The organism is Mesorhizobium sp. M1348, assembly GCF_040317925.1.
GTDB lineage: Bacteria > Pseudomonadota > Alphaproteobacteria > Rhizobiales > Rhizobiaceae > Mesorhizobium.
This window is the reverse complement of record NZ_JAMYLH010000013.1, coordinates 131,391-150,889: the sequence shown is the minus strand read 5'-3', so window position 1 is coordinate 150,889 and position 19,499 is coordinate 131,391. Positions and strand designations below refer to the sequence as shown.

At 62.4% G+C, this 19,499-nt stretch carries 21 protein-coding genes, 1 tRNA gene and 1 pseudogene; 8 read left to right on the top strand and 15 right to left on the bottom strand.

Annotated elements, in window-relative coordinates:
* Positions 1-166: 166 nt before the first annotated feature.
* A complete protein-coding gene (locus NKH13_RS21595) occupies positions 167-910 on the top strand; it encodes a DUF599 domain-containing protein (protein WP_352720203.1) in 744 nt (247 codons plus the stop codon).
* Here the strand turns inward: NKH13_RS21595 and NKH13_RS21590 are convergent.
* The 6 genes from NKH13_RS21590 to NKH13_RS21565 all read right to left on the bottom strand — a co-directional run bounded on the left by NKH13_RS21590 (position 859) and on the right by NKH13_RS21565 (position 5,225).
* Entirely contained in the window at positions 859-1,653 is a 795-nt protein-coding gene (locus NKH13_RS21590) for a YdcF family protein (RefSeq protein WP_352720201.1), read from the bottom strand. The two genes, NKH13_RS21595 and NKH13_RS21590, sit on opposite strands and share 52 nt — an antisense overlap.
* Before the next feature lie 28 nt (positions 1,654-1,681).
* Positions 1,682-3,247: an amidase gene (locus tag NKH13_RS21585; protein WP_352720200.1), complete on the bottom strand. Its 1,566-nt coding sequence runs from the start codon at positions 3,245-3,247 to the stop codon at positions 1,682-1,684.
* Positions 3,247-3,705 carry a GNAT family N-acetyltransferase gene (locus NKH13_RS21580; RefSeq protein ID WP_352914235.1) on the bottom strand — a complete coding sequence of 153 codons (459 nt, stop codon included), beginning with the start codon at positions 3,703-3,705 and terminating at the stop codon, positions 3,247-3,249. Before NKH13_RS21580 ends, NKH13_RS21585 begins: the two co-directional genes overlap by 1 nt.
* A 7-nt stretch (positions 3,706-3,712) precedes the next feature.
* Positions 3,713-4,000: an Asp-tRNA(Asn)/Glu-tRNA(Gln) amidotransferase subunit GatC gene (gene gatC, locus NKH13_RS21575; protein ID WP_352720199.1), complete on the bottom strand. Its 288-nt coding sequence runs from the start codon at positions 3,998-4,000 to the stop codon at positions 3,713-3,715.
* A gap of 76 nt (positions 4,001-4,076) precedes the next feature.
* Entirely contained in the window at positions 4,077-4,493 is a 417-nt protein-coding gene (locus tag NKH13_RS21570) for a hypothetical protein (protein ID WP_352720198.1), read from the bottom strand.
* Positions 4,494-4,517: 24 nt separating this feature from the next.
* Positions 4,518-5,225: a metal-dependent hydrolase gene (locus NKH13_RS21565; RefSeq protein WP_352720196.1), complete on the bottom strand. Its 708-nt coding sequence runs from the start codon at positions 5,223-5,225 to the stop codon at positions 4,518-4,520.
* Positions 5,226-5,341: 116 nt separating this feature from the next.
* Between NKH13_RS21565 and ruvX the strand changes: the two genes are divergently transcribed.
* Entirely contained in the window at positions 5,342-5,827 is a 486-nt protein-coding gene (gene ruvX / locus NKH13_RS21560; protein ID WP_352720195.1) for a Holliday junction resolvase RuvX, read from the top strand.
* Here the strand turns inward: ruvX and NKH13_RS21555 are convergent.
* The 3 genes from NKH13_RS21555 to NKH13_RS21545 all read right to left on the bottom strand — a co-directional run bounded on the left by NKH13_RS21555 (position 5,794) and on the right by NKH13_RS21545 (position 8,448).
* Entirely contained in the window at positions 5,794-6,105 is a 312-nt protein-coding gene (locus NKH13_RS21555) for a DUF6105 family protein (RefSeq protein WP_352491551.1), read from the bottom strand. The two genes, ruvX and NKH13_RS21555, sit on opposite strands and share 34 nt — an antisense overlap.
* A complete protein-coding gene (locus NKH13_RS21550; RefSeq protein ID WP_292653483.1) occupies positions 6,105-6,659 on the bottom strand; it encodes a hypothetical protein in 555 nt (184 codons plus the stop codon). Before NKH13_RS21550 ends, NKH13_RS21555 begins: the two co-directional genes overlap by 1 nt.
* A gap of 160 nt (positions 6,660-6,819) precedes the next feature.
* On the bottom strand, positions 6,820-8,448 hold the full coding sequence (locus NKH13_RS21545; protein ID WP_292653482.1) for a DNA alkylation response protein: 1,629 nt from the start codon (positions 8,446-8,448) through the stop codon (positions 6,820-6,822).
* 155 nt (positions 8,449-8,603) lie between these two features.
* On the opposite strand from NKH13_RS21545, the gene NKH13_RS21540 reads away from it, so the two are divergent.
* Genes NKH13_RS21540 through NKH13_RS21520 form a run of 5 tightly spaced genes read left to right on the top strand, consistent with a single transcriptional unit; the run spans position 8,604 to position 13,060 of the window.
* Positions 8,604-9,569 (top strand): aspartate carbamoyltransferase catalytic subunit, encoded by a 966-nt coding sequence (locus NKH13_RS21540; RefSeq protein ID WP_352466452.1) that lies wholly within the window; start codon positions 8,604-8,606, stop codon positions 9,567-9,569.
* Positions 9,566-10,852: a dihydroorotase gene (locus tag NKH13_RS21535; protein WP_352720190.1), complete on the top strand. Its 1,287-nt coding sequence runs from the start codon at positions 9,566-9,568 to the stop codon at positions 10,850-10,852. The genes NKH13_RS21540 and NKH13_RS21535 overlap by 4 nt, the downstream gene beginning before the upstream one ends.
* Positions 10,853-10,909: 57 nt before the next feature.
* Positions 10,910-11,497, top strand: coding sequence for a glycerol-3-phosphate 1-O-acyltransferase PlsY (plsY, locus tag NKH13_RS21530; RefSeq protein ID WP_352720188.1), 588 nt, complete (start codon positions 10,910-10,912; stop codon positions 11,495-11,497).
* Entirely contained in the window at positions 11,494-12,618 is a 1,125-nt protein-coding gene (dprA, locus tag NKH13_RS21525; RefSeq protein WP_352720186.1) for a DNA-processing protein DprA, read from the top strand. Before plsY ends, dprA begins: the two co-directional genes overlap by 4 nt.
* A 46-nt stretch (positions 12,619-12,664) precedes the next feature.
* Entirely contained in the window at positions 12,665-13,060 is a 396-nt protein-coding gene (locus tag NKH13_RS21520) for a hypothetical protein (RefSeq protein WP_352720184.1), read from the top strand.
* 87 nt (positions 13,061-13,147) lie between these two features.
* On the opposite strand, the gene NKH13_RS21515 is transcribed toward NKH13_RS21520, so the two are convergent.
* Positions 13,148-13,223, bottom strand: a tRNA-Lys gene (locus NKH13_RS21515).
* Between the two features lie 309 nt (positions 13,224-13,532).
* Here NKH13_RS21515 and NKH13_RS21510 point away from each other — a divergent pair.
* A complete protein-coding gene (locus tag NKH13_RS21510; RefSeq protein ID WP_352720182.1) occupies positions 13,533-13,997 on the top strand; it encodes a BA14K family protein in 465 nt (154 codons plus the stop codon).
* Between the two features lie 121 nt (positions 13,998-14,118).
* Here NKH13_RS21510 and NKH13_RS21505 read toward each other — a convergent pair.
* The 5 genes and pseudogenes from NKH13_RS21505 to NKH13_RS21485 all read right to left on the bottom strand — a co-directional run bounded on the left by NKH13_RS21505 (position 14,119) and on the right by NKH13_RS21485 (position 19,498).
* A pseudogene (locus tag NKH13_RS21505) lies at positions 14,119-14,594 on the bottom strand (DUF6882 domain-containing protein).
* A 103-nt stretch (positions 14,595-14,697) separates the two neighbouring features.
* Positions 14,698-16,191 (bottom strand): glycerol kinase GlpK, encoded by a 1,494-nt coding sequence (glpK, locus tag NKH13_RS21500; protein WP_352720180.1) that lies wholly within the window; start codon positions 16,189-16,191, stop codon positions 14,698-14,700.
* Between the two features lie 146 nt (positions 16,192-16,337).
* On the bottom strand, positions 16,338-18,065 hold the full coding sequence (locus tag NKH13_RS21495) for an ABC transporter substrate-binding protein (RefSeq protein ID WP_352720178.1): 1,728 nt from the start codon (positions 18,063-18,065) through the stop codon (positions 16,338-16,340).
* A gap of 78 nt (positions 18,066-18,143) precedes the next feature.
* Complete coding sequence (locus NKH13_RS21490) at positions 18,144-18,410, bottom strand: DUF2160 domain-containing protein (protein WP_031193610.1); 267 nt, start codon at positions 18,408-18,410, stop codon at positions 18,144-18,146.
* A gap of 173 nt (positions 18,411-18,583) precedes the next feature.
* On the bottom strand, positions 18,584-19,498 hold the full coding sequence (locus NKH13_RS21485) for a carbohydrate ABC transporter permease (RefSeq protein ID WP_023717772.1): 915 nt from the start codon (positions 19,496-19,498) through the stop codon (positions 18,584-18,586).
* Position 19,499: the final 1 nt, after the last annotated feature.

The window sequence follows — 19,499 nt, the reverse complement described above, 5'->3', positions numbered from 1 at the left end:
GCGTTTTCTCCTGGGACCCTGTTGAGGTCTACATATAGGAACTGCCATGATGTTTTCCGCTGTTTTGAAGATCGCGGCGCTGCGCCTGCCGACCTTGTTTGCTCCGGCAGCGACATTCCAGCTTCGACCATCGAAGCGTCCCCTCGGCCTGTGGTAAAAGCAACGCATGAGCGATTCCTTTCATCTATCGATGGCCGACCTTGCGGCGCTGGGGTTCTTCCTTGCCGCGTGGGTGCTGCATACGCTCGCCGCCGACGGAATGCTGGTCAGCCGCATGTCGCTGACGAGGGCGATGAACGTGCAGCGTGAGGCCTGGATGCGGACCATGGCCGAACGCGAGATCCGCATCGTCGACACCGCCATCATGAGCGGCCTGCAACAGGGAACCGCCTTCTTTGCCTCCAGTTCGCTGATTGCCATCGGCGGCTGTTTTGCCCTGCTCGGCGCCTCCGATCAGGTTCTGACCGTGCTGAGCGACCTGCCGTTTGGCGCCACGTCCTCACGCGCGGCCTTCCAGACGAAGGTGTTCGGGCTGGTGCTGATCCTGGCCTTTTCCTTCTTCAAGTTCGGCTGGGCTTACCGGCTATTCAATTATTGCTCGATCCTGATCGGCGCCGTGCCGATTCCGCATGGCGAGGCGTCGCGCAATCCGGTCACCGAAACGGCAGTCTGGCGTGCCGCGCGCATGAACATGCTGGCCGGGAAGCATTTCAATTCGGGCCTGCGCGGCGTGTTCTTCTCGATTGGTTATCTCGGCTGGTTCGTCGATCCCACCGTTTTCGTGCTATCGACGCTGCTGCTACTGGCGGTACTGGTGCGCCGCCAATTTTTCTCGGCGGCGCGGCAGGCGGTGCTCGGTCAGCCGCCCGGCCCGGGAAAAGGCCGATCGATGCGGCCCGACAGCCAATAGGCGATGAGCCCTATCCATTCGCGGATCGCAACAGTGGTGACCTCCAGCCAGTCGCCGGGATAGGGGAACGTGGTGATGCCTTCCCTACCGGAGGTGCGATAGTCGACTGGCCACGGAACGGTCGAAAAGCCGGCTTTGTCGAACAGCGCCTTGGCGCGTGGCATGTGGAAGGCCGAGGTCACCAGCAACCAGGTCTCGCCCGGTTTCGGCGTCACCAGTTCCTTGGTAAAGACAGCATTCTCGTAGGTGTTGCGGGATTTGTTCTCGAGGATCAGCCGATCGGCCGCGACGCCGAAAGCGGCAAAAAGACGCGGCGCGGTATCTGCATCGCCTTCGCCGCCGCGGAACGTTTCGATGCTGCCACCGGAGATAACGACTTTCGCTATCGGAAACCGCCGCGCCAGCACGGCCGCCTCGACCATCCGGTCGCCGCTGGAGTTCATTTCATAGCCACCACGCACCAGATTGACGGCGCCATCCAGACTGCCGCCAAGCACCACGATACCGTCAACCTTTTCCGGCAGCGGCGGCCTGGGGAAGCGTTCCTCCAGCCGATTGAGCATCATGGGGCCGAGCGGGCTCCATGTCGAAACCGCCAGAATGAGGAAGGCAAGAGCGCTGCCGGCGGTCGCCAACCGTCGCCGACCGAACATCGCCGCGACCAGCCCCGCCAGCAGCAGGAAGATCGTGAGATTCAACGGCTGGACGAAGAACCAGAGAATCTTGGAGACATAGAAGAACATCCCTCACCCCCTCAGATGAGAAACGATCCTACCACCATTTTTCCGGCTGAAATGTGCCGGCCGCCTGTTCGATGACGTGGGCGGTCTGGAACAGCGTTTCCTCGTCGAAGGGCCGGCCGATTAGCTGCAGGCCGAGCGGCAGCCCCTTGGCGTCGAGCCCAGCCGGGACCGCTATGCCGGGCAGGCCGGCCATGTTCACCGTCACCGTAAAGATGTCGTTGAGATACATTTTGACCGGGTCGGCTGCCATGTCCTCGTCGGCGATGCCAAAGGCGGCGGACGGCGTTGCCGGCGTCAGAATGACGTCGACGCCTGCGGCAAACACATTTTCGAAGTCACGTTTGATCAGGGTTCGAACCTTCTGCGCCTGCAGATAGTAGGCATCGTAATAGCCGGCGGAAAGCACATAGGTGCCGATCATGATACGGCGCTTGACCTCGCGCCCGAAGCCGGCGGCGCGGGTCTTTTCATACATTTCGACAATGTCCTTGCCGGGCACGCGCAACCCATAGCGGACGCCGTCGTAACGGGCGAGGTTGGACGAAGCTTCGGCGGGCGCCACAATGTAATAGGCCGGCAGCGCGTATTTCGTGTGCGGCAGCGAGATATCGACGATCTCGGCGCCGGCATCCCTCAGCCAGGCAATGCCTTTCTGCCACAGCGCCTCGATCTCCGCGGGCATGCCGTCGACACGGTATTCCTTGGGGATGCCGACCTTCATGCCCCTGATCGGGCGGCCGATCGCCGCCTCGTAATCCGGCACCGGCAGGTCGACGGAGGTCGTGTCCTTCGGGTCGACCGAAGCCATCGACTTCAGCAGGATCGCGGCGTCGCGGACGTCGCGCGCGATCGGCCCGGCCTGGTCGAGCGACGAGGCGAAGGCGACGATGCCCCAGCGCGAGCAGCGGCCATAGGTCGGCTTGATGCCGACCGTGCCGGTGAGGGCAGCGGGCTGGCGGATCGAGCCGCCGGTATCGGTGGCGGTGGCGCCGGCGCACAGGAAAGCCGAGACGGCTGATGCCGAGCCACCGGACGAACCGCCCGGCACCAATTGGGCATTGTCCAACGTGCGCGCGGTCCTGGTGCCGCCGGCCGAAACGAAGCCGCCCTCGCCCTGATGCGTCGTCGGCATCACCACCGTGTCGAGGCGCGAACGCCGCCACGGGTTGATGACGGGCCCGTAATACGAGGTCTCGTTGGACGAGCCCATGGCGAACTCGTCCATGTTGAGCTTGCCGAGCATGACGGCGCCATCCGCCCACAGATTGGCGGTGACAGTCGATTCGTAGCGCGGCTTGAAGCCGTCTAGCACATGGCTGCAGGCCTGGGTGTGGACGCCTTCGGTGCCGAACAGATCCTTGATGCCGAGCGGGATACCCTCAAGCGGCCCGCCCTCGCCCTTGGCTAGTTTCGCGTCGGAGGACTTGGCCATGTCCCGCGCCTTGTCGTCGGTGACCACGACATAGGCGTTGAGCGCCGGATTGGCTCGCTCGATCGCCGATAGATAAGCCTCGGTGATTTCGGTGGCAGTGATCTCCCTGGAGCGCAATTTGGCGCGGGCCTGCGAAATCGTCAGCTGGGTCAGATCGCTCATCAGGCAAGGCTCTTTTCGTAAAACACCGACCACTCGGAATCGGGATAATTCAGCACCGGACGGCAGCGAGAAAAACCGGCGCGTTCGTAGACGGTCCAGGCGGCGGGATGACGGTCCCCCGTCTCCAGCACCAGACGCTTAAGCCCTTCTTGGCGCGCCAGCGCCTCGATTCGCTCGACAATCTTCGCGCCGATCTTGCGGCCGCGATGCGAAGGTCGCGTATACATGCGCTTGACCTCGCCGACGACAGTATCGTGGCGCTTCAGTGGGCCGCAACCGATGGCAAGACCGTTATCGCGGGCGATGAAGACGGTCGTGTCGCCGTCCGCCATCTGCTCGACCGTCAAATGGTAGCAATGCTCCGGCGGCGTCAGCTCCAGCAATGTGGCGTTGAGCTCCTCGACCAGCCCACGCACATCGTCCTGCAGCGGCGTCTCCGCGGCGATCTCGATTGCCATCGGCCAGCTACTCCACGACCTTCGGCACAAGGAAGAAATTCTCTTCGGTCGCCGGCGCGTTGGCGACGATGTCGGCTGCCTTGCCGCCGTCAGTGACGCCGTCCTGGCGCTTTTTCATTGCCATCGGCGTGACCGAGGTCATCGGCTCGACGCTGGAAACATCGACCTCGTTCAATTGCTCGACAAAGCCCAAAATGGCGTTCAATTCGCCGGTCATGCGCTCTGCATCCTCCTCGCTCACCGCAATACGGGCAAGATGCGCGACGCGCTTCACGGTTTTTATATCAACGGACATGTTTGTGCCTCGGGGAAAACCAGCGCTATAGCGGCGCGGCGCGTGCCGCGCAACATGCATCGTGCCGACAACTGCCCTATGGCATCGCGACGCCGTCGCAGAGGAAATAACTGCCGCCGTTGCCGCTCTGCTCGCCTTCGTCGGCGGCAGGCCGAACCGATACCAGGTCGATCTGCTTCGGGCTCATCTGTGTCAGTGAGAGAACATCGGGAAAGACGTAGCCCGGTTCCTGGCATATGGCGGTCACCGCCCAGCTTGGCGAGCGAGTCGCTTTGGTGATCTGCAGGAACTCACAGTTATATTCGATGCTTTCCAGGCCATTTGCAGACAGCACGATATTGCCGCCCTCGATCACCGTCTGCAGCGTATCCTTTTTGGCCTGCGCGCAGAGATCCTCCGATTGCAGATAGATGCCCTCGATGAAATCCTCCGCCGCCAGCGCCGGCGACGCGGCAACCAGCATGGAAATGCAAAGAGAATTTCTCAAGCGCATCGTATCGTTCCGGATCGGCTTTCTTTACAGCGTAATCGTCTTGCCGATCTTCGGCAACGCCACTTTCACGCCCGATCCGTCCAGCCCGGCCACGAATTTGTCGGCGGTCTGGTCGATCATCGGAAACGTGCCGAAGTGAGCGGGAACGACCGTCTCGAACTTGAAGAAACGCAGGCAGGCAAGGGCTGCCACCGCCCCACCCATGGTGAAGCGGTCGCCGATCGGCACGATGCCGATCTTCGGTTCATGCAACTCGTTGATCAGCGCCATGTCGGAAAAGATGTCGGTGTCGCCCATATGATAAAGCGTCTTGTCCTCGGGGAAGTGCAGGACGAGCCCGCCCGGATTGCCGAGATAGGTATTCTGGCCGCCCTCGCCCGGAAAGGACGATGAGTGCAGGGCCTGAACGAAGGTGGTGGTGAAGCCGCCGCAATCGACCGTACCACCGATATTGCCGGGATTGATCTGCTTGTCACCGACGCCCTTGCCGACCAGGTACATGCAAATCTCGAAATTGGCGACCAGCATCGCGCCGCTTTTCTTGAGCACTTCGATGGCGCCGCTGATGTGGTCGCTGTGGCCATGGGTAAGCAAGACATGCGTGATCCCTTCGGCCGGCCCTTCCCAGCCGCCCGTCCACGACGGGTTGCCGACTAGATAGGGGTCGATCAGGATTTTCGCGCCTTCGATTTCGATTCGGAATGCCGAATGTCCGTACCAGGTCAGTCTCATCAATGCTTTCCTCGATTTTTGTTTCGGTAGAGGATAGAACGCCGACGGCGAAATTAAAGTGCCACGCACGCTTTGCGCGTATAGGACGTGCGGCGTCGCGGTCAAAGGAAAAGCCGTTGGGCATCATCACCATCGAGGAGTTGCCGGCCCGGCTAGGCGGCGGCAAAACCCTGGCCGGTCTCGACCTCGGCGACAAGACGATCGGCGTGGCGGTTTCCGACCGCGGCTTGTCCTTCGCGCACCCGCGCCCTGTCATCATGCGCAGGAAATTCTCGCTCGATGCCGCAGTGCTGCTCGCTCTGCTACAGAAGGAAAATGCCGGCGCCGCGGTGATCGGCCTCCCCATCAACATGGACGGCTCGGAAGGCCCGCGCGCCCAAAAATCCCGCGCTTTCGTGCGCAATATGGCTGGATTGACCGATCTGCCGTTCGTCTTTTGGGACGAAAGGCTGTCGACGGTGGCGGTCGAGCGGACGCTGATCGAGATGGATTTTTCCCGCAAGAAGCGCGCCGGCAAGATCGATTCGGCGGCGGCCGCTTTTATCCTGCAGGGCGTTCTCGACCGCCTTCAGGCGCTCGGCGTCGATGCCTGGTCGAAATAGCGGTTGCGCATCGCCGTGATCCAGCCGCCAATTGCCTTGCGGCGGCGAAATGCCCAGAACGCCATCAGCAGCAGCCCGTCGAATACGCAAGCTTTCGCCACCATGCCCGGAATGAGCGCGGGATCAACGCCCAGCATCTGTCCATAGAGCTGGAAGACGAGATCGTGCAATTGGCGGCTCAGCATGACATAGCCGAAATTGATGTCGTTGAGCGACAGAAAGAACCAGCCCCAAAATAAGAGGAGCGGAGCCGCCCACAGCGCGAACAAGGTGCGCATTAGCGGTCATCCCTCGAATCCAGCCGGCCGGAAATGCGGGCAAGCGAGGAATTATGCGCCGCTGCCTTGGCCATGACATGGGCGGCCGCTCGGATTTCGCCGGTTCCTGGAACTGCCGCGGCAACGGCCGACCGCCGCTCGGCGAGCATCGCGACATAGGACGCCAGAAGTGCCGCCAATTGCACCGCGACAACCATGAACAGCCCATTAATGCCTTGCGCGGCGCCGCCGATGACTATCAGCGACAGCACGCCCAAGGCGGAGATGAAGGCGATCCGCACGACGCTGTCGGCGGGGTCCGGGTTGGTCGCGTCGCTGGTCAGTGCTTCAACAAAGGCCCAGCAGAACAGCACCGCGACGACAAGCAGTGCCACGGCGAGCGGCGCCACGACGACAGCGTTTTCGAGATCGGCAAATCGAGTGTTCTGGACGGGAACGCCGAGCACGCCAAGGGCCGTCGCGACGCCTCGATTTCCGTCGATGCAGATGAACGCCAGCAGGGCGAAAACGGCCGCCCAATGCAATGCCAGAAAAGAGCTCAGAATATGCCGCATGACGCTCCTGCTTCGCAGGGCAAAGCCGCTCAAGCTGAACAATCCTTGCCTTAACCATAACACTGGGCTTTGCCACCGGTCGCCGCAATGGAAACCATTCGTTAAGGTTAACGGCCATCCACAGGGGGCGCGAGAGCGGCAGCGAATTGGGCGACGGCACTTAGTTGATCGGCGGGTAGAGCGTATCGATGATCATGCGCGCATCATGGCGCGAATCGATCATGCCATAGGTATTGCGCCACTGGCCGGCGAGGCGCGTTTCGACGAAGGCGTCGGCGATCCGCCCTGCCCCCAGCCTGCGAAGCTCTGCCGCCGCCGCCGACAATGCCAATTGCTCGGTCAACAGCCGCGCCGAGCCCTCGTCGGTAGCCGCGACCTGCATTGCCGCCTTGAGCACGCCGACGGTGCCGCGTCCGCCTGCACCGAGATCGCGGTCGATGCCGGACAGCACGTCATCGAACAGGCCGGGTGCACGCCCCAGCACACGTAGCACGTCAAGCGCCATGACGTTGCCTGAACCTTCCCAGATCGCGTTGACCGGAGCTTCGCGATAGTAGCGGGCGAGCGGCCCCTCTTCGACATAGCCGTTGCCGCCGAGGCACTCCATTGCTTCATAGAGCAGCGGCGGCGCGATCTTGCAGACCCAGTATTTGACGACCGGCGTCATGGCGCGGGCGAAGGCCGCCTCGCCGCGGTCGCCGGCCGCCTCGTCGAAGGAGCGCGCCAGCCGGAACGACAGCGCGGTAGCGGCGGCAACGTCCAGCGCCATATCGGCCAGCACACGCTGCATCAGCGGCTGCTCGATCAGATTGGTTCCAAACACCTTGCGGTGGCGCGTGTGGTGGACAGCCTCGGCCAGTCCGGCCCGCATGATCGCCGACGAGGCGACGGCACAGTCGAGCCGCGTCAGGGTCACCATGTCCATGATCGTCTTCACGCCGGCGCCGGGCTCGCCGACCATCTCGCCGATGGCATTGACGAATTCCACCTCCGACGAGGCATTGGATCGATTGCCGAGCTTGTCCTTCAGCCGTTGAAAACGGAAGCCGTTGCCGGATCCGTCGCCGAGCAAGCGGGGCACGAGAAAGCACGACAGTCCCTCCGGCACCTGTCCGAGCACCAGGAAGGCATCCGACATCGGCGCCGACATGAACCATTTGTGGCCGGTCAGGCGATAAAACCCGCTGCCGGCGCGCTCGGCCCTGGTGACGTTGGCACGGACATCGGTGCCGCCTTGCTTCTCGGTCATGCCCATGCCGAGCGTCAGCCCGGCTTTTTCGACCGGAGGCTTTTGGCTTTGATCGTATTTCCGCGTCGTCACCCGAGGCGCCCATTCGCGAAACAGCTTCGGGCTGGCCATCAGCGCTGCCAGCGAAGCGCTGGTCATGGTGATCGGGCAGAGATGCCCGGTCTCGAGCTCAGCCGTGAGATAAAAGCGCGCGGCACGCACCTGGTGGCGACGGCCGATCTCGGCGTCGCCATTCTCCCAGACCGACGAATGCAGCCCGTTGGCAACAGAGCGGCGCATCAGCGCGTGATAGGCGGGATGGAACTCGACCTGGTCGATGCGCCGGCCCTGGCGATCATGGGTCCTGAGCTTCGGCGTCTCGACATTGGCAAGACGGGCCAGTTCCTGCGCCTCATGGGTCAGAACGAAACGACCAAGCCCGTCGAGGTCCTTGCGGACCGGATCGGAAAAGCGCTCGGCAAGCTGGATCAGCAACGGATCGCCCCGCCAGGCGTTGCCGCCGGCCAGCGGCGGCGGCTGGTTGGTCACGTCGTCAGTCACGCTTCGTCCTTATCACCTGAAGGCTGCGAATCCAAAGCCAAGGCGGTTTATAGCCTATGGCCAGCGGCGCGCGACGAAAATACCGGGGAGAACCAATCCAATCCCAAGCCGGTGCTTGCAGCCGCGAGGCCTCCCCCCTATAGCAGCGACTTGAGATGACCGACGCATCGTCCCTGCCACTTTATCCCCACCGCCATCTTCTGGGCATCCGCGATCTTTCCCCCGCCGATATCGAGCTACTGCTCGACCGGGCGGACCGGGCCGTTGCCATCTCGCGGCAGTCGGACAAGAAGACATCGACGCTGCGCGGCCGCACTCAGATCAATCTCTTCTACGAAGCCTCGACCCGGACGCAATCGTCGTTCGAGCTGGCCGGCAAACGGCTCGGCGCCGACGTCATGAACATGTCCGTAGCGAGCTCTTCGGTGAAAAAGGGCGAAACGCTGATCGATACGGCGATGACGCTGAACGCCATGCGTCCCGACATATTGATCATCCGCCATCAATCGGCCGGTGCGGCAGCACTTCTTGCCCAAAAAGTCGGCTGCTCGGTGGTCAATGCCGGCGACGGCGCCCATGAGCACCCTACCCAGGCGCTGCTCGACGCACTGACCATCCGCCGCGCCAAGGGTCCGCTGTCAAAGCTGATCGTGGCGATCTGCGGCGACATCCTGCATTCGCGCGTGGCGCGCTCCAACATCATCCTGCTCAACGCGCTTGGTACCCAGGTCAGGGTCGTCGCCCCTTCGACGCTTTTGCCCGCCGGCATCGAGAAGATGGGCGTCATCGTCACCCGCTCGATGGCCGAGGGTCTGAAGGACGCCGACGTGGTGATGATGCTGCGCCTGCAGCGCGAACGCATGGAAGGCGCTTTCGTACCGTCGGTGCGCGAATATTTCCACTATTTCGGCCTCGACGCCGAGAAGCTGAAAGCAGCCAAGGACGGCGCGCTGGTCATGCATCCAGGCCCGATGAACCGCGGCGTCGAGATCGCCTCCGAGATCGCCGACGGCCCGCAAAGCGTCATCCAGGAACAGGTTGAGATGGGCGTCGCCGTACGTATGGCGGTGATGGAAGCACTGCTCGATCCCCGTCGAAACCACGAGGGCCGCGGCGCATGAGCATAGCGGTCTTCAGCCGAGCCCGCATCGTCGACCCGTCGCGCGGCATTGATGAGGTCGGTACCGTCATGGTCGAAGGCCGCAAAATCGTTGCGGCCGGCAAGGCGGCCTTGAACCAGGGCGCGCCCGAAGGCGCCACGATCATCGACTGCGCCGGCAAGACTATCATCCCCGGATTGATCGATGCGCGTGTCTTCATCGGCGAACCGGGCGGCGAACACCGCGAGACCATTGCTTCGGCGAGCATCGCTGCGGCGGCCGGCGGCGTCACCTCAGTCGTCATGATGCCCGATACCGACCCGGTGATCGACAATGTCGCATTGGTCGAGTTCGTGCTGCGCACCGCCAAGGACACTGCAATCGTCAACATCTTTCCGGCGGCAGCGATCACCAAGGGGCTGGAAGGCCGCGAGATGACCGAATTCGGCCTGCTGCGCGAGGCCGGCGCGGTCGCCTTCACCGACGGCCGCCATTCTATTGCCAGCGCGCTGGTGATGCGCCGCGCGCTGACCTATGCGCGCGATTTCGGCGGCGTCATCGCGCATGAAACCCAGGACGCCGATCTCGCCTCGGCCGGCGTCATGAACGAAGGCCTTTACGCAAGCTGGCTTGGCCTTGCCGGCATTCCGCGCGAAGCCGAATCGATTCCCCTGGACCGCGATCTCGCGTTGGCTCGGCTGACCGGCGGCGCCTATCACGCTGCCAAGATTTCGACGGCTATGGCGGCAAACGCGGTAGCACGCGCGAAAGCCGATGGCGCCAACGTCACATCAGGCGTGTCGATCCACAATTTGTCGCTCAACGAGAACGATGTCGGCGAGTACCGCACCTTCTTCCGGCTGACGCCGCCGCTGCGCGCTGAAGAAGATCGGCTGGCGATGATCGAAGCGATCAAGGACGGCACCATCGACCTCATCGTCTCCTCCCACGACCCGCAAGACGTCGACACCAAGCGCCTGCCCTTTGCCGATGCCGCGGCCGGCGCCATCGGGCTGGAAACGCTGCTGGGCGCAGCGCTGCGGCTCTATCACAATGGCGACGCGACGCTGCTCCGGCTGGTCGAGACACTGTCGACCGCGCCGGCAAGATTGTTCGGCCTGCCCGGCGGCACGCTGAAACCGGGGGCATTGGCCGATCTTGCGCTCGTCGATCTGGACGAGCCATGGGTCGTCAGCGAGAGCGGCATCCGCTCGCGCTCGAAAAACACCTGTTTCGAAGGCGCGCGGCTGCAAGGCAAGGTCTTGCAAACGATGGTGGCGGGCCGCACAGTGTTTTCGGCGTAGGACGGAGCGGCCGTCACGTCTTCAAATCCGCTCGGCCAAGGAAAGTTCGGGGGAACAATGGTTTACAGTCCCGTCTTGGCATTGGTGTTCGGCTATCTTCTCGGCTCGATCCCGTTTGGCCTGCTGATCACCCGTGCCGCCGGCCTCGGCGACGTGCGCAACATCGGCTCCGGCAACATCGGCGCCACCAATGTGCTGCGCACCGGCAACAAGGGCTTGGCCGCGGCCACGCTGCTGCTCGATGCGCTGAAGGGCACCGCGGCGGTGTTGATCGCAGGCCGCTTTGCGCCCGAGCTCGGACTTTGGGCCGGCTTCGGCGCGTTTTTAGGCCATCTCTTTCCGGTCTGGCTCGGCTTCAAGGGCGGCAAGGGTGTCGCCACGTACCTTGGCGTGCTGATCGCCCTTGCCTGGCAGGTGGCGCTGATCTTCGCCGTCGTCTGGCTGGCGGTGGCCTTCCTGTTCCGCTTCTCCTCGCTTGCGGCACTGACGGCAGCGGTCGTCGTGCCCGTGGCCCTGTATCTCCTGAGCACGCCGCAGATTGCCGGGCTTTTCGCGGCGATGAGCCTCATCGTCATCGTAAAGCACCGCGCCAACATTGCGCGGCTGCTTGCCGGCACCGAGGGTAAGATCGGGGCCAAGGAGTGAGCGAGCCCAATTCCGGGCCGCGCCTCAGCGACCGGCAGCGGCTGAGTTGGCTTCGTCTGATCCGTACGCCGAATGTCGGCCCGGCTTCCTTTCGCGACCTGATCAACCGGTTCGGTTCGGCCGAAGCAGCGTTATCGATGCTGCCGGAGCTGATGATTTCGGGTGGCGCCAAAAAAATCGCCCGCATTCCGTCCATTGCCGAGGCCGAGGCGGAGCTGGAGGCAGCCAGGCGTGCGGGCGCCCGCTTTGTCGGCATCGGCGAGGCGGACTATCCGCCGCTGATGAAGAGCATGGATCATCCGCCGCCGCTGCTCGCGGTCAGGGGCAACAGTGCGGTGTTCCGCTTGCCAGCGGTCGCCATCGTCGGCGCTCGCAACGCATCGCTGGCCGGCATCAAGATGGCGCGGATGCTGGCGGCGGATCTCGGCCGCGACGGCTATGGCATTGTCTCCGGCCTGGCGCGCGGCGTTGATACGGCCGCGCACCAGGGCAGCCTTTCGACCGGGACGATCGGCGTGCTCGCCGGCGGCCTCGATTTGCCCTACCCGCCCGAAAATGCCGGCCTGTGCGACGAGATCGCCGAGCGTGGCGGCGCCATCATTTCCGAAATGCCGTTTGGCTGGCAGCCGCGCGCACAGGATTTTCCCCGCCGCAACCGGCTCGTCGCCGGTGCTGCATTGGGATTGGTGGTGGTCGAGGCGGCGCAGCGCTCCGGCTCGCTGATCAGCGCCCGCCTCGCCGGCGAGATGGGCCGGCTGGTTTTCGCCGTTCCCGGTTCGCCGCTCGATCCGCGCGCCGCCGGCACCAATGGCCTGCTCAAGGACGGCGCCACCCTTGTCACCGAGGCCGCCGATATCACCAGCGCGATCGCGCCGCTGGTCGGCGCCTGGACGCCAAGGACATCGCCGCTCGAAGAGCCGCCCGACTTTTCGGCAACGCCGCCGCCGCGCGAGGACGACCGCGACCGCGTCGTCGAGGCGCTCGGCCCGACGCCGGTAGCAGTCGACGAGATCATCCGCCACACCGGCCTGCATCCCGCTCAAGTGTTCATGGTGCTGTTGGAGCTCGACCTCGCCGGACGGCTCGAACGCCATGCCGGCGGCAACGTCTCACTGATCTGACCGAGAGCTTGCGCATGTCCCGGCAAGCAATTCCGACGTGACCCCGATGGCCGATCCGAGCAATAAACCAAAGCAGACGCTGTTCACTCGTACGACGGCCCTCGTCTGGTCAGTGCTGAGCGTCATGCTGGCGCTGCAATGGTCCGCCGATCTCGGCATGCTGGGTTTTCCTGACGGCTACATAACGCCCTTCGCAAGAGCGACCAGCACGCTTCTGGGCATTCTGACGGCAGCCTGCATGGCCCAGGGTCTCTACTTTTTCCTGGCCGGCATGTTCGACAGCAAGGTAAGCGCCGTCGGTCTTTGCCTGCAAATCCTTGCCGCAGCGGTTCTCACCGTGGTGCCAGTGCTTATCGTGAAGGATTGTCCGCATTCACAGCTGTGCAGCAGAGCCTATGAGGCGCTCACCGGCACGATGATGGACGATGGCGCGGGTGGCTAAGGCCACCGCATGCGTTCGGCACGAGGTTGTCACCCATGTCTTAGGTGCAAACTGTTACCCATGTTTCCGGCCGTACAATTTTATTGATGGTGAGCGCGATGGGATTCGAACCCATGACCTACTGATTAAAAGTCAGTTGCTCTACCGGCTGAGCTACGCGCTCCCGCGGGCTCAGAAAGGCCGCCCTCGAAATTGCGCGGAACATAGGGAGAGTGCCTCTGCCGGTCAACCGGAAAAAGACGGCTCCCAAACCGGACTTTCCTGCCGTGTCATGCATGCCGTGCGGTGCGCTTCGGCGTTGACGGAACTGCCTCCCTCTCGCGCAAGGCCGAAGCTCGCGCTTTGCGGGACAAGCACAAGCAGCGAATCGGGAGAACCTTTGCAGATCAGCAACTTGGGATTTTTAGCGGAACAATTTGCGCAGCCTGCCCGTTTTTCCGCGACAAGGGACACGCGTTTCAAGGAGAAGATCATGAATAGGATCATGTCGGGCCTGCTGGCTACCACCCTTTCGATCTCATTCGCTGCCGCGGAGATCGTGCCAGTCAACGCTCAGCCCAGCTATGCGCCCCCTGCCCAGGGGCTCACCTCGAATGTCCAGACCGTCCAGTACGAGCCGTGGCGGAGGCACCGGAGTTTCAACCGCGATTTCTCGCGGCGCAGTTTTGCGCGTGAGGACGGCATGTATTGGCGTGGCCATCGCGGCTATCGCGAATATCGTCGCGGCTATCGCCGTCACGGTGACTACTGGTTCCCGCTGGCCGCCTTCGCCACAGGAGCGCTGATTACGGGCGCCATCGTCAACAGCCAGAATCGTGTCTATCGTGGCGATGCCCACGTGCAGTGGTGCTATGACCGTTATCGGAGCTATCGCGCTTCTGACAACACTTACCAGCCCAACTACGGTCCGCGCCGGCAGTGCCGGTCGCCTTACTGAGTCCTAGCTTAGAGGCTGCAAGCCCGCGCCCGAAACGGCGCGGGTTATTGCTGGGCGAGGAAGCACTGATATTTCCGCCATAGTCACTGCGTCTCGAACGTTCGGCAGGCAGACATCAAGATCAGTTTGCCCGGCTGATGCTCTTGATGGTCGGATAGAGGCTTGCCCCTTCGCCACGAGGAGAACGATAGACCCCACGGGCGTTGCAAATTCGAGCCATTACGGCCGCCAGTTCCCACCCAAGCACGGTCAGGTCATTATCATCTGTCACAAAAAGCTGAGTCAGTTCATCAATGCCGTTCTTCTCCCCGAAGGATCGAACTCGCTGGGCATCGGTAACTACGTCGCCAGGCAGGTTGAATTTCCCCAGGCCCAAAGCCAATTGCCACCTTTGCCGCTTGTGGAGCCTGCAACCTGGATTTCGGCGACGACCTTGACGACACCTTGATCTGAGAAAAGAAGCTTTCCAGTCTTTAGGGCGTAATCATAACGAGGCCAACTGCCGACGCCGAAATCATCTTGCAAGCCTCTATTCTTAGCGCTCAGTTGCTCGATGGCTTCTTGGCGCCAAGCAGGATACCAATCTGGGTGTTTCATGGACCCTCACCCTGCCTGACCCGCTCTCGGAGTCGCCACACACATCCGAGCAACCACCAGCCCCGCCTGATTAAACAAGGTTGGGAATTCGGCGGCCACTTGCTTATTGCATGCTTAGCGTCCTGCGCACAGCGTGGCGCCAACCTGCCAGCTTGGCGGCACGTGTCGAAGCATCCATGTCTGGGTTGAAGCGGCGCTCGAGCGCCCAACTCCTAGCGAATTCCCGGGCCCTCGGCCAGACACCGGCCTTCGAGCCGGCCAGCCATGCCGCACCAAGCGCGGTCGTCTCGAGAATTGTCGGCCGGTCGACCGGCGCATCGAGAATGTCGGCCAGCCGCTGCATAGTCCAGTCCGACGCCACCATGCCGCCATCGACCCTGAGCACAGTCTTGGCCGAGGCGCCCTTCCAGTCCTTGCGCATGGCGTCAAGCAGATCGCGCGTTTGGAACGCTACGGATTCCAGTGCCGCGCGGGCAAATTCCGCCGGCCCCGAATTGCGGGTCAGCCCGAAGATGGCACCGCGCGCCTCGGCATCCCAGTGCGGTGCGCCGAGCCCGACGAAAGCCGGCACCAGATAGACGTTCTGCGTCGGATCGGCTTCCGCCGCCAATTTGCCGCTCTGCTCGGCCTTGCCGATCACCTTGATGCCGTCGCGCAGCCATTGCACGGCGGCGCCGGCGATAAAGATCGAGCCCTCCAGCGCATAGGTGGTCTTGCCGTTCAGCCTATAGGCGATGGTGGTCAAAAGCCGGTTCTTCGAACGCACCAGATCGCTGCCGGTGTTGAGCAGCGCGAAGCAACCGGTGCCGTAGGTCGATTTCATCATGCCCGGCTCGAAACAGGCCTGGCCGATCGCCGCCGCATGCTGGTCGCCGGCCACACCGAGAATTCTGATCTCTGCGCCAAACAGGCTTTTGTCGGTGATTCCAAAATCATCGGCACAATCTTTCACCTGCGGCAGCATTCTTGCAGGTATGCCGAGAATGGCCAGCAGCTCGTCGTCCCAGGCGTTTTGTTCGATGTTGTAGACCAGTGTGCGCGAGGCATTGGTGGCGTCAGTGGCGTGGACCTTGCCGCCAGTCAGGCGCCAAATCAGAAAACTGTCGATGGTGCCGGCCAGCAGTTCGCCTTTCTCGGCGCGTTTTCTGGCGCCCTTCACTTTGTCCAGCATCCAGGCGATCTTGGTGCCGGAGAAATAGGGATCGAGCAGCAGGCCGGTCTTATTCGTGAATTTCTTCTCCAGCCCTAGCTTCTTCAGTTTCTGGCATAGCGGCGCGGTACGACGATCCTGCCAGACAATCGCATTGTGGATCGGCTTGCCGGTCTCCTTGTCCCAGATGACGACCGTTTCGCGCTGGTTGGTGATGCCGATCGCGGCGACTTCCGCTGCGTTGCGGCCGGCTGTCTTCAGCGCGGCCTTCACCGTTTCCACGACGCTTGCCCATATCTCCTCGGGATCGTGCTCGACCCAGCCGGAGGCCGGATAATATTGGGTGAATTCCTTTTGCCCGCTGCCGACGACCTTCATCTTGTCGTCGAACAGGATCGCCCGGCTCGATGTCGTTCCCTGGTCGATTGCAAGGATGTATCCGGTCATTCTCTCTCCCGTCGAAGCGAATTCAAAGGTGCTACGGTGTCTCGACGCCAGATGGCGCCGAGCCGTTCACGCAAACAGGGGAGACGGCAACATGCCGCCTCCCCTGAGCATGGCGATGCGGGCGCGGACGCCCGCATCAAACGGTCCTATTGCTGCCAGCTCTTCACCAGCTCGTCGTAGTTGATGGTGACCGGCTTTTCCTTCTCGTTCTCGATCTTGAGCTGAGGAGCGAGATTGCCCTTCTTGACCGCGTCCGCATTCCAGTAGGCGAGGTCATGCTCTTCGGCCATCTTCGGGCCAATATCGCCCTGGACGCCCGACTTTTCGATGCGGCTCATCACCTTTTCCTGCTCGGCGCAGAGCGAGTCCATCGCTTCCTGCGCGCTCTTGGCGCCCGACGAAGCATCGCCGATCGCCTGCCACCAGAGCTGTGCCAGCTTCGGATAGTCCGGCACGTTGGTGCCGGTCGGCGACCACTGGACGCGCGCCGGCGAGCGGTAGAATTCGATCAAGCCGCCGAGCTTTGGCGCACGTTCGGTGAAGCTCTTGTCGTGGATCGTGCTCTCGCGGATGAAGGTCAGGCCGACATGGCTCTTCTTCACGTCGACCGTCTTCGAGGTGACGAACTGCGCGTAGAGCCAGGCGGCCTTGGCGCGGTCGGTCGGCGTCGACTTCATCAGCGTCCAGGAACCGACGTCCTGATAGCCGAGCTTCATGCCGTCCTTCCAGTAGACGCCATGCGGCGACGGCGCCATGCGCCACTTCGGCGTGCCGTCGTCGTTCAGCACGGCCTTGGCGCTGGCGTCGACCATGCTGGCGGTGAAGGCGGTGTACCAGAAGATCTGCTGGGCAACCGCGCCCTGCGCCGGAACTGGCCCCGATTCGGAGAAGGTCATGCCTTGGGCTTCCGCCGGTGCATAGGCCTTCAGCCAATCGAGATACTTCTGGATGGAGTAGACGGAAGCCGGACCATTGGTGTCGCCGCCGCGCGCCGTGCAGGAACCGACCGGACGCGAATTCTCGTCGACCTTGATGCCCCATTCGTCGACGGGCAGACCGTTCGGAATGCCCTTGTCGCCATTGCCGGCCATCGACAGCCAGGCGTCGGTGAACCGCCAGCCGAGCGACGGGTCCTTCTTGCCATAGTCCATATGGCCGTAGACCTTCTTGCCGTCGATCTCACGCCCGGTGAAGAACGCTGCAATGTCCTCATAGGCCGACCAATTCACCGGCACGCCGAGGTCGTAGCCGTATTTGGCCTTGAAGTCCGCCTTGTTCTTCTCGTCGTTGAACCAGTCGTAACGGAACCAGTAGAGGTTCGCGAACTGCTGGTCGGGAAGCTGGTAGAGTTTCTTGTCGGGCGCGGTGGTGAACGAGGTGCCGATGAAATCCTTCAGGTCGAGATTCGGGTTGGTGACATCCTTGCCGTCGCCTGCCATCCAGTCGGTCAGGTTGCGCACCTGCTGGTAGCGCCAGTGCGTGCCGATCAGATCGGAATCGTTGACCCAGCCGTCATAGAGGTTCTGGCCGGTCTGCATCTGGGTCTGGATCTTCTCGACAACGTCGCCTTCCTGGGTGACGTCGTGCGTAACCTTGATGCCGGTGATGGCTGTAAAGGCCGGCGCCAGCACCTGCGATTCATACTGATGCGTGGCGATGGTTTCGGAAACCACCTTGATATCCATGCCGGCGAAAGGTTTCGCGGCATCGATGAACCATTGCATTTCGGCTTCCTGGCCGGCGCGGTCGAGCGTCGAGAGGTCGCCGATTTCCTTGTCCAGGAAGGCCTTGGCCTCGTCCATTCCGGCATAGGCGTTGCTTGCCCCGAGCAACAGGACAAGCGCAGTTGTTGATGTCAAGAATTGCCGTCGCATGTATTTCCTCCACTGTTAAAGTTCAAAGTGCGATCTGGATCGGCGGCCGGCACGCCGCCGTTCCAACAGTTTCCCCCTCTATACGTAGCGGAACACGCCAACGGCGTAGACCACGGAGAGAGCGAGAGCCCACCACAGATTGGGTCCGACTAGACCCAGCCAAGCGAGATGGATAAAGGCACTGCCAAGCAGCGACAGGAACAAGCGGTCGCCGCGCGTCGTTTCGAAGCGCAGCACGCCGACGCGCGGATTGCCGCCCGGCGAGACGTATTCCCACACCGCCATGCCGCAAAGCAGCAGAAAGATGGTTCCAAAGAAGGCCGCGGTCGGCCACGTCCAGGCCATCCACGAAAAATCGAGGTTGGACGAGAGGTTAAATCCCCACAGGCGGATATTTGCCGGATCGCTGAAACCTACGGTTATTGCCACGAAATCGATTTGAAGTGCCACCCAGGCCACAACGATCAGGGCGAGAAACAGCACGGCCCACCACCATGGGCTTCTGTCGACCTGCTCCATCATACCCTCCCCAGGGCAAAGCCCTTGGCGATGTAGTTGCGCACAAACCAGATGACGAGCGCGCCCGGGATCAGCGTCAGCACGCCGGCTGCGGCGAGCAGCCCCCAATCCATGCCGGCGGCCGAAACGGTGCGGGTCATGGTCGCGGCGATCGGCTTGGCGTCCGTGGTCGTCAGCGTGCGGGCGATCAGCAGCTCGACCCACGAGAACATGAAGCAGAAGAAGCACGCCACGCCGATGCCGCTCGCAATCAGCGGCATGAAGATCTTTATGAAGAAGCGCGGGAACGAATAGCCGTCGATATAGGCGGTCTCATCGATCTCCTTCGGCACGCCCGACATGAAGCCTTCGAGGATCCACACCGCCAGCGGCACGTTGAACAGGCAATGCGCCAGAGCCACTGCGATATGGGTGTCGATAAGGCCGAAGGCCGAATAAAGCTGGAAGAATGGCAGCGCGAACACCGCCGGCGGCGCCATGCGGTTGGTCAGCAGCCAGAAGAACAGATGTTTGTCGCCGAGGAAGCGATAGCGCGAAAAGGCGTAGGCAGCAGGCAGTGCTGCGGCCACCGAAATCACCATGTTCATAACCACATAGGTGATCGAGTTGATGTAGCCCGAATACCAGGACGCGTCGGTGAAGATGGTGCGGTAATTCGCTAATGTCGGTGCGTGCGGGTAGAGCGTCAGCGACGAGACGATCTCGCCATTGGTCTTGAAGCTCATATTGATGAGCCAGTAGATCGGCAAAAGCAGAACGATGATGTAGAGCGTCGGCACGATCCACCACCAACGCGACTCCTCGCCGCGACGGCGCATGAGCCGTGCGATCTCGTCCTGCCGCAGCGTGCTGGCCAATCCTTGCGAAGCTGTCGTCTCGCTCACTCTGTCGGCTCTTTCGTCAGCGCGGCTCATC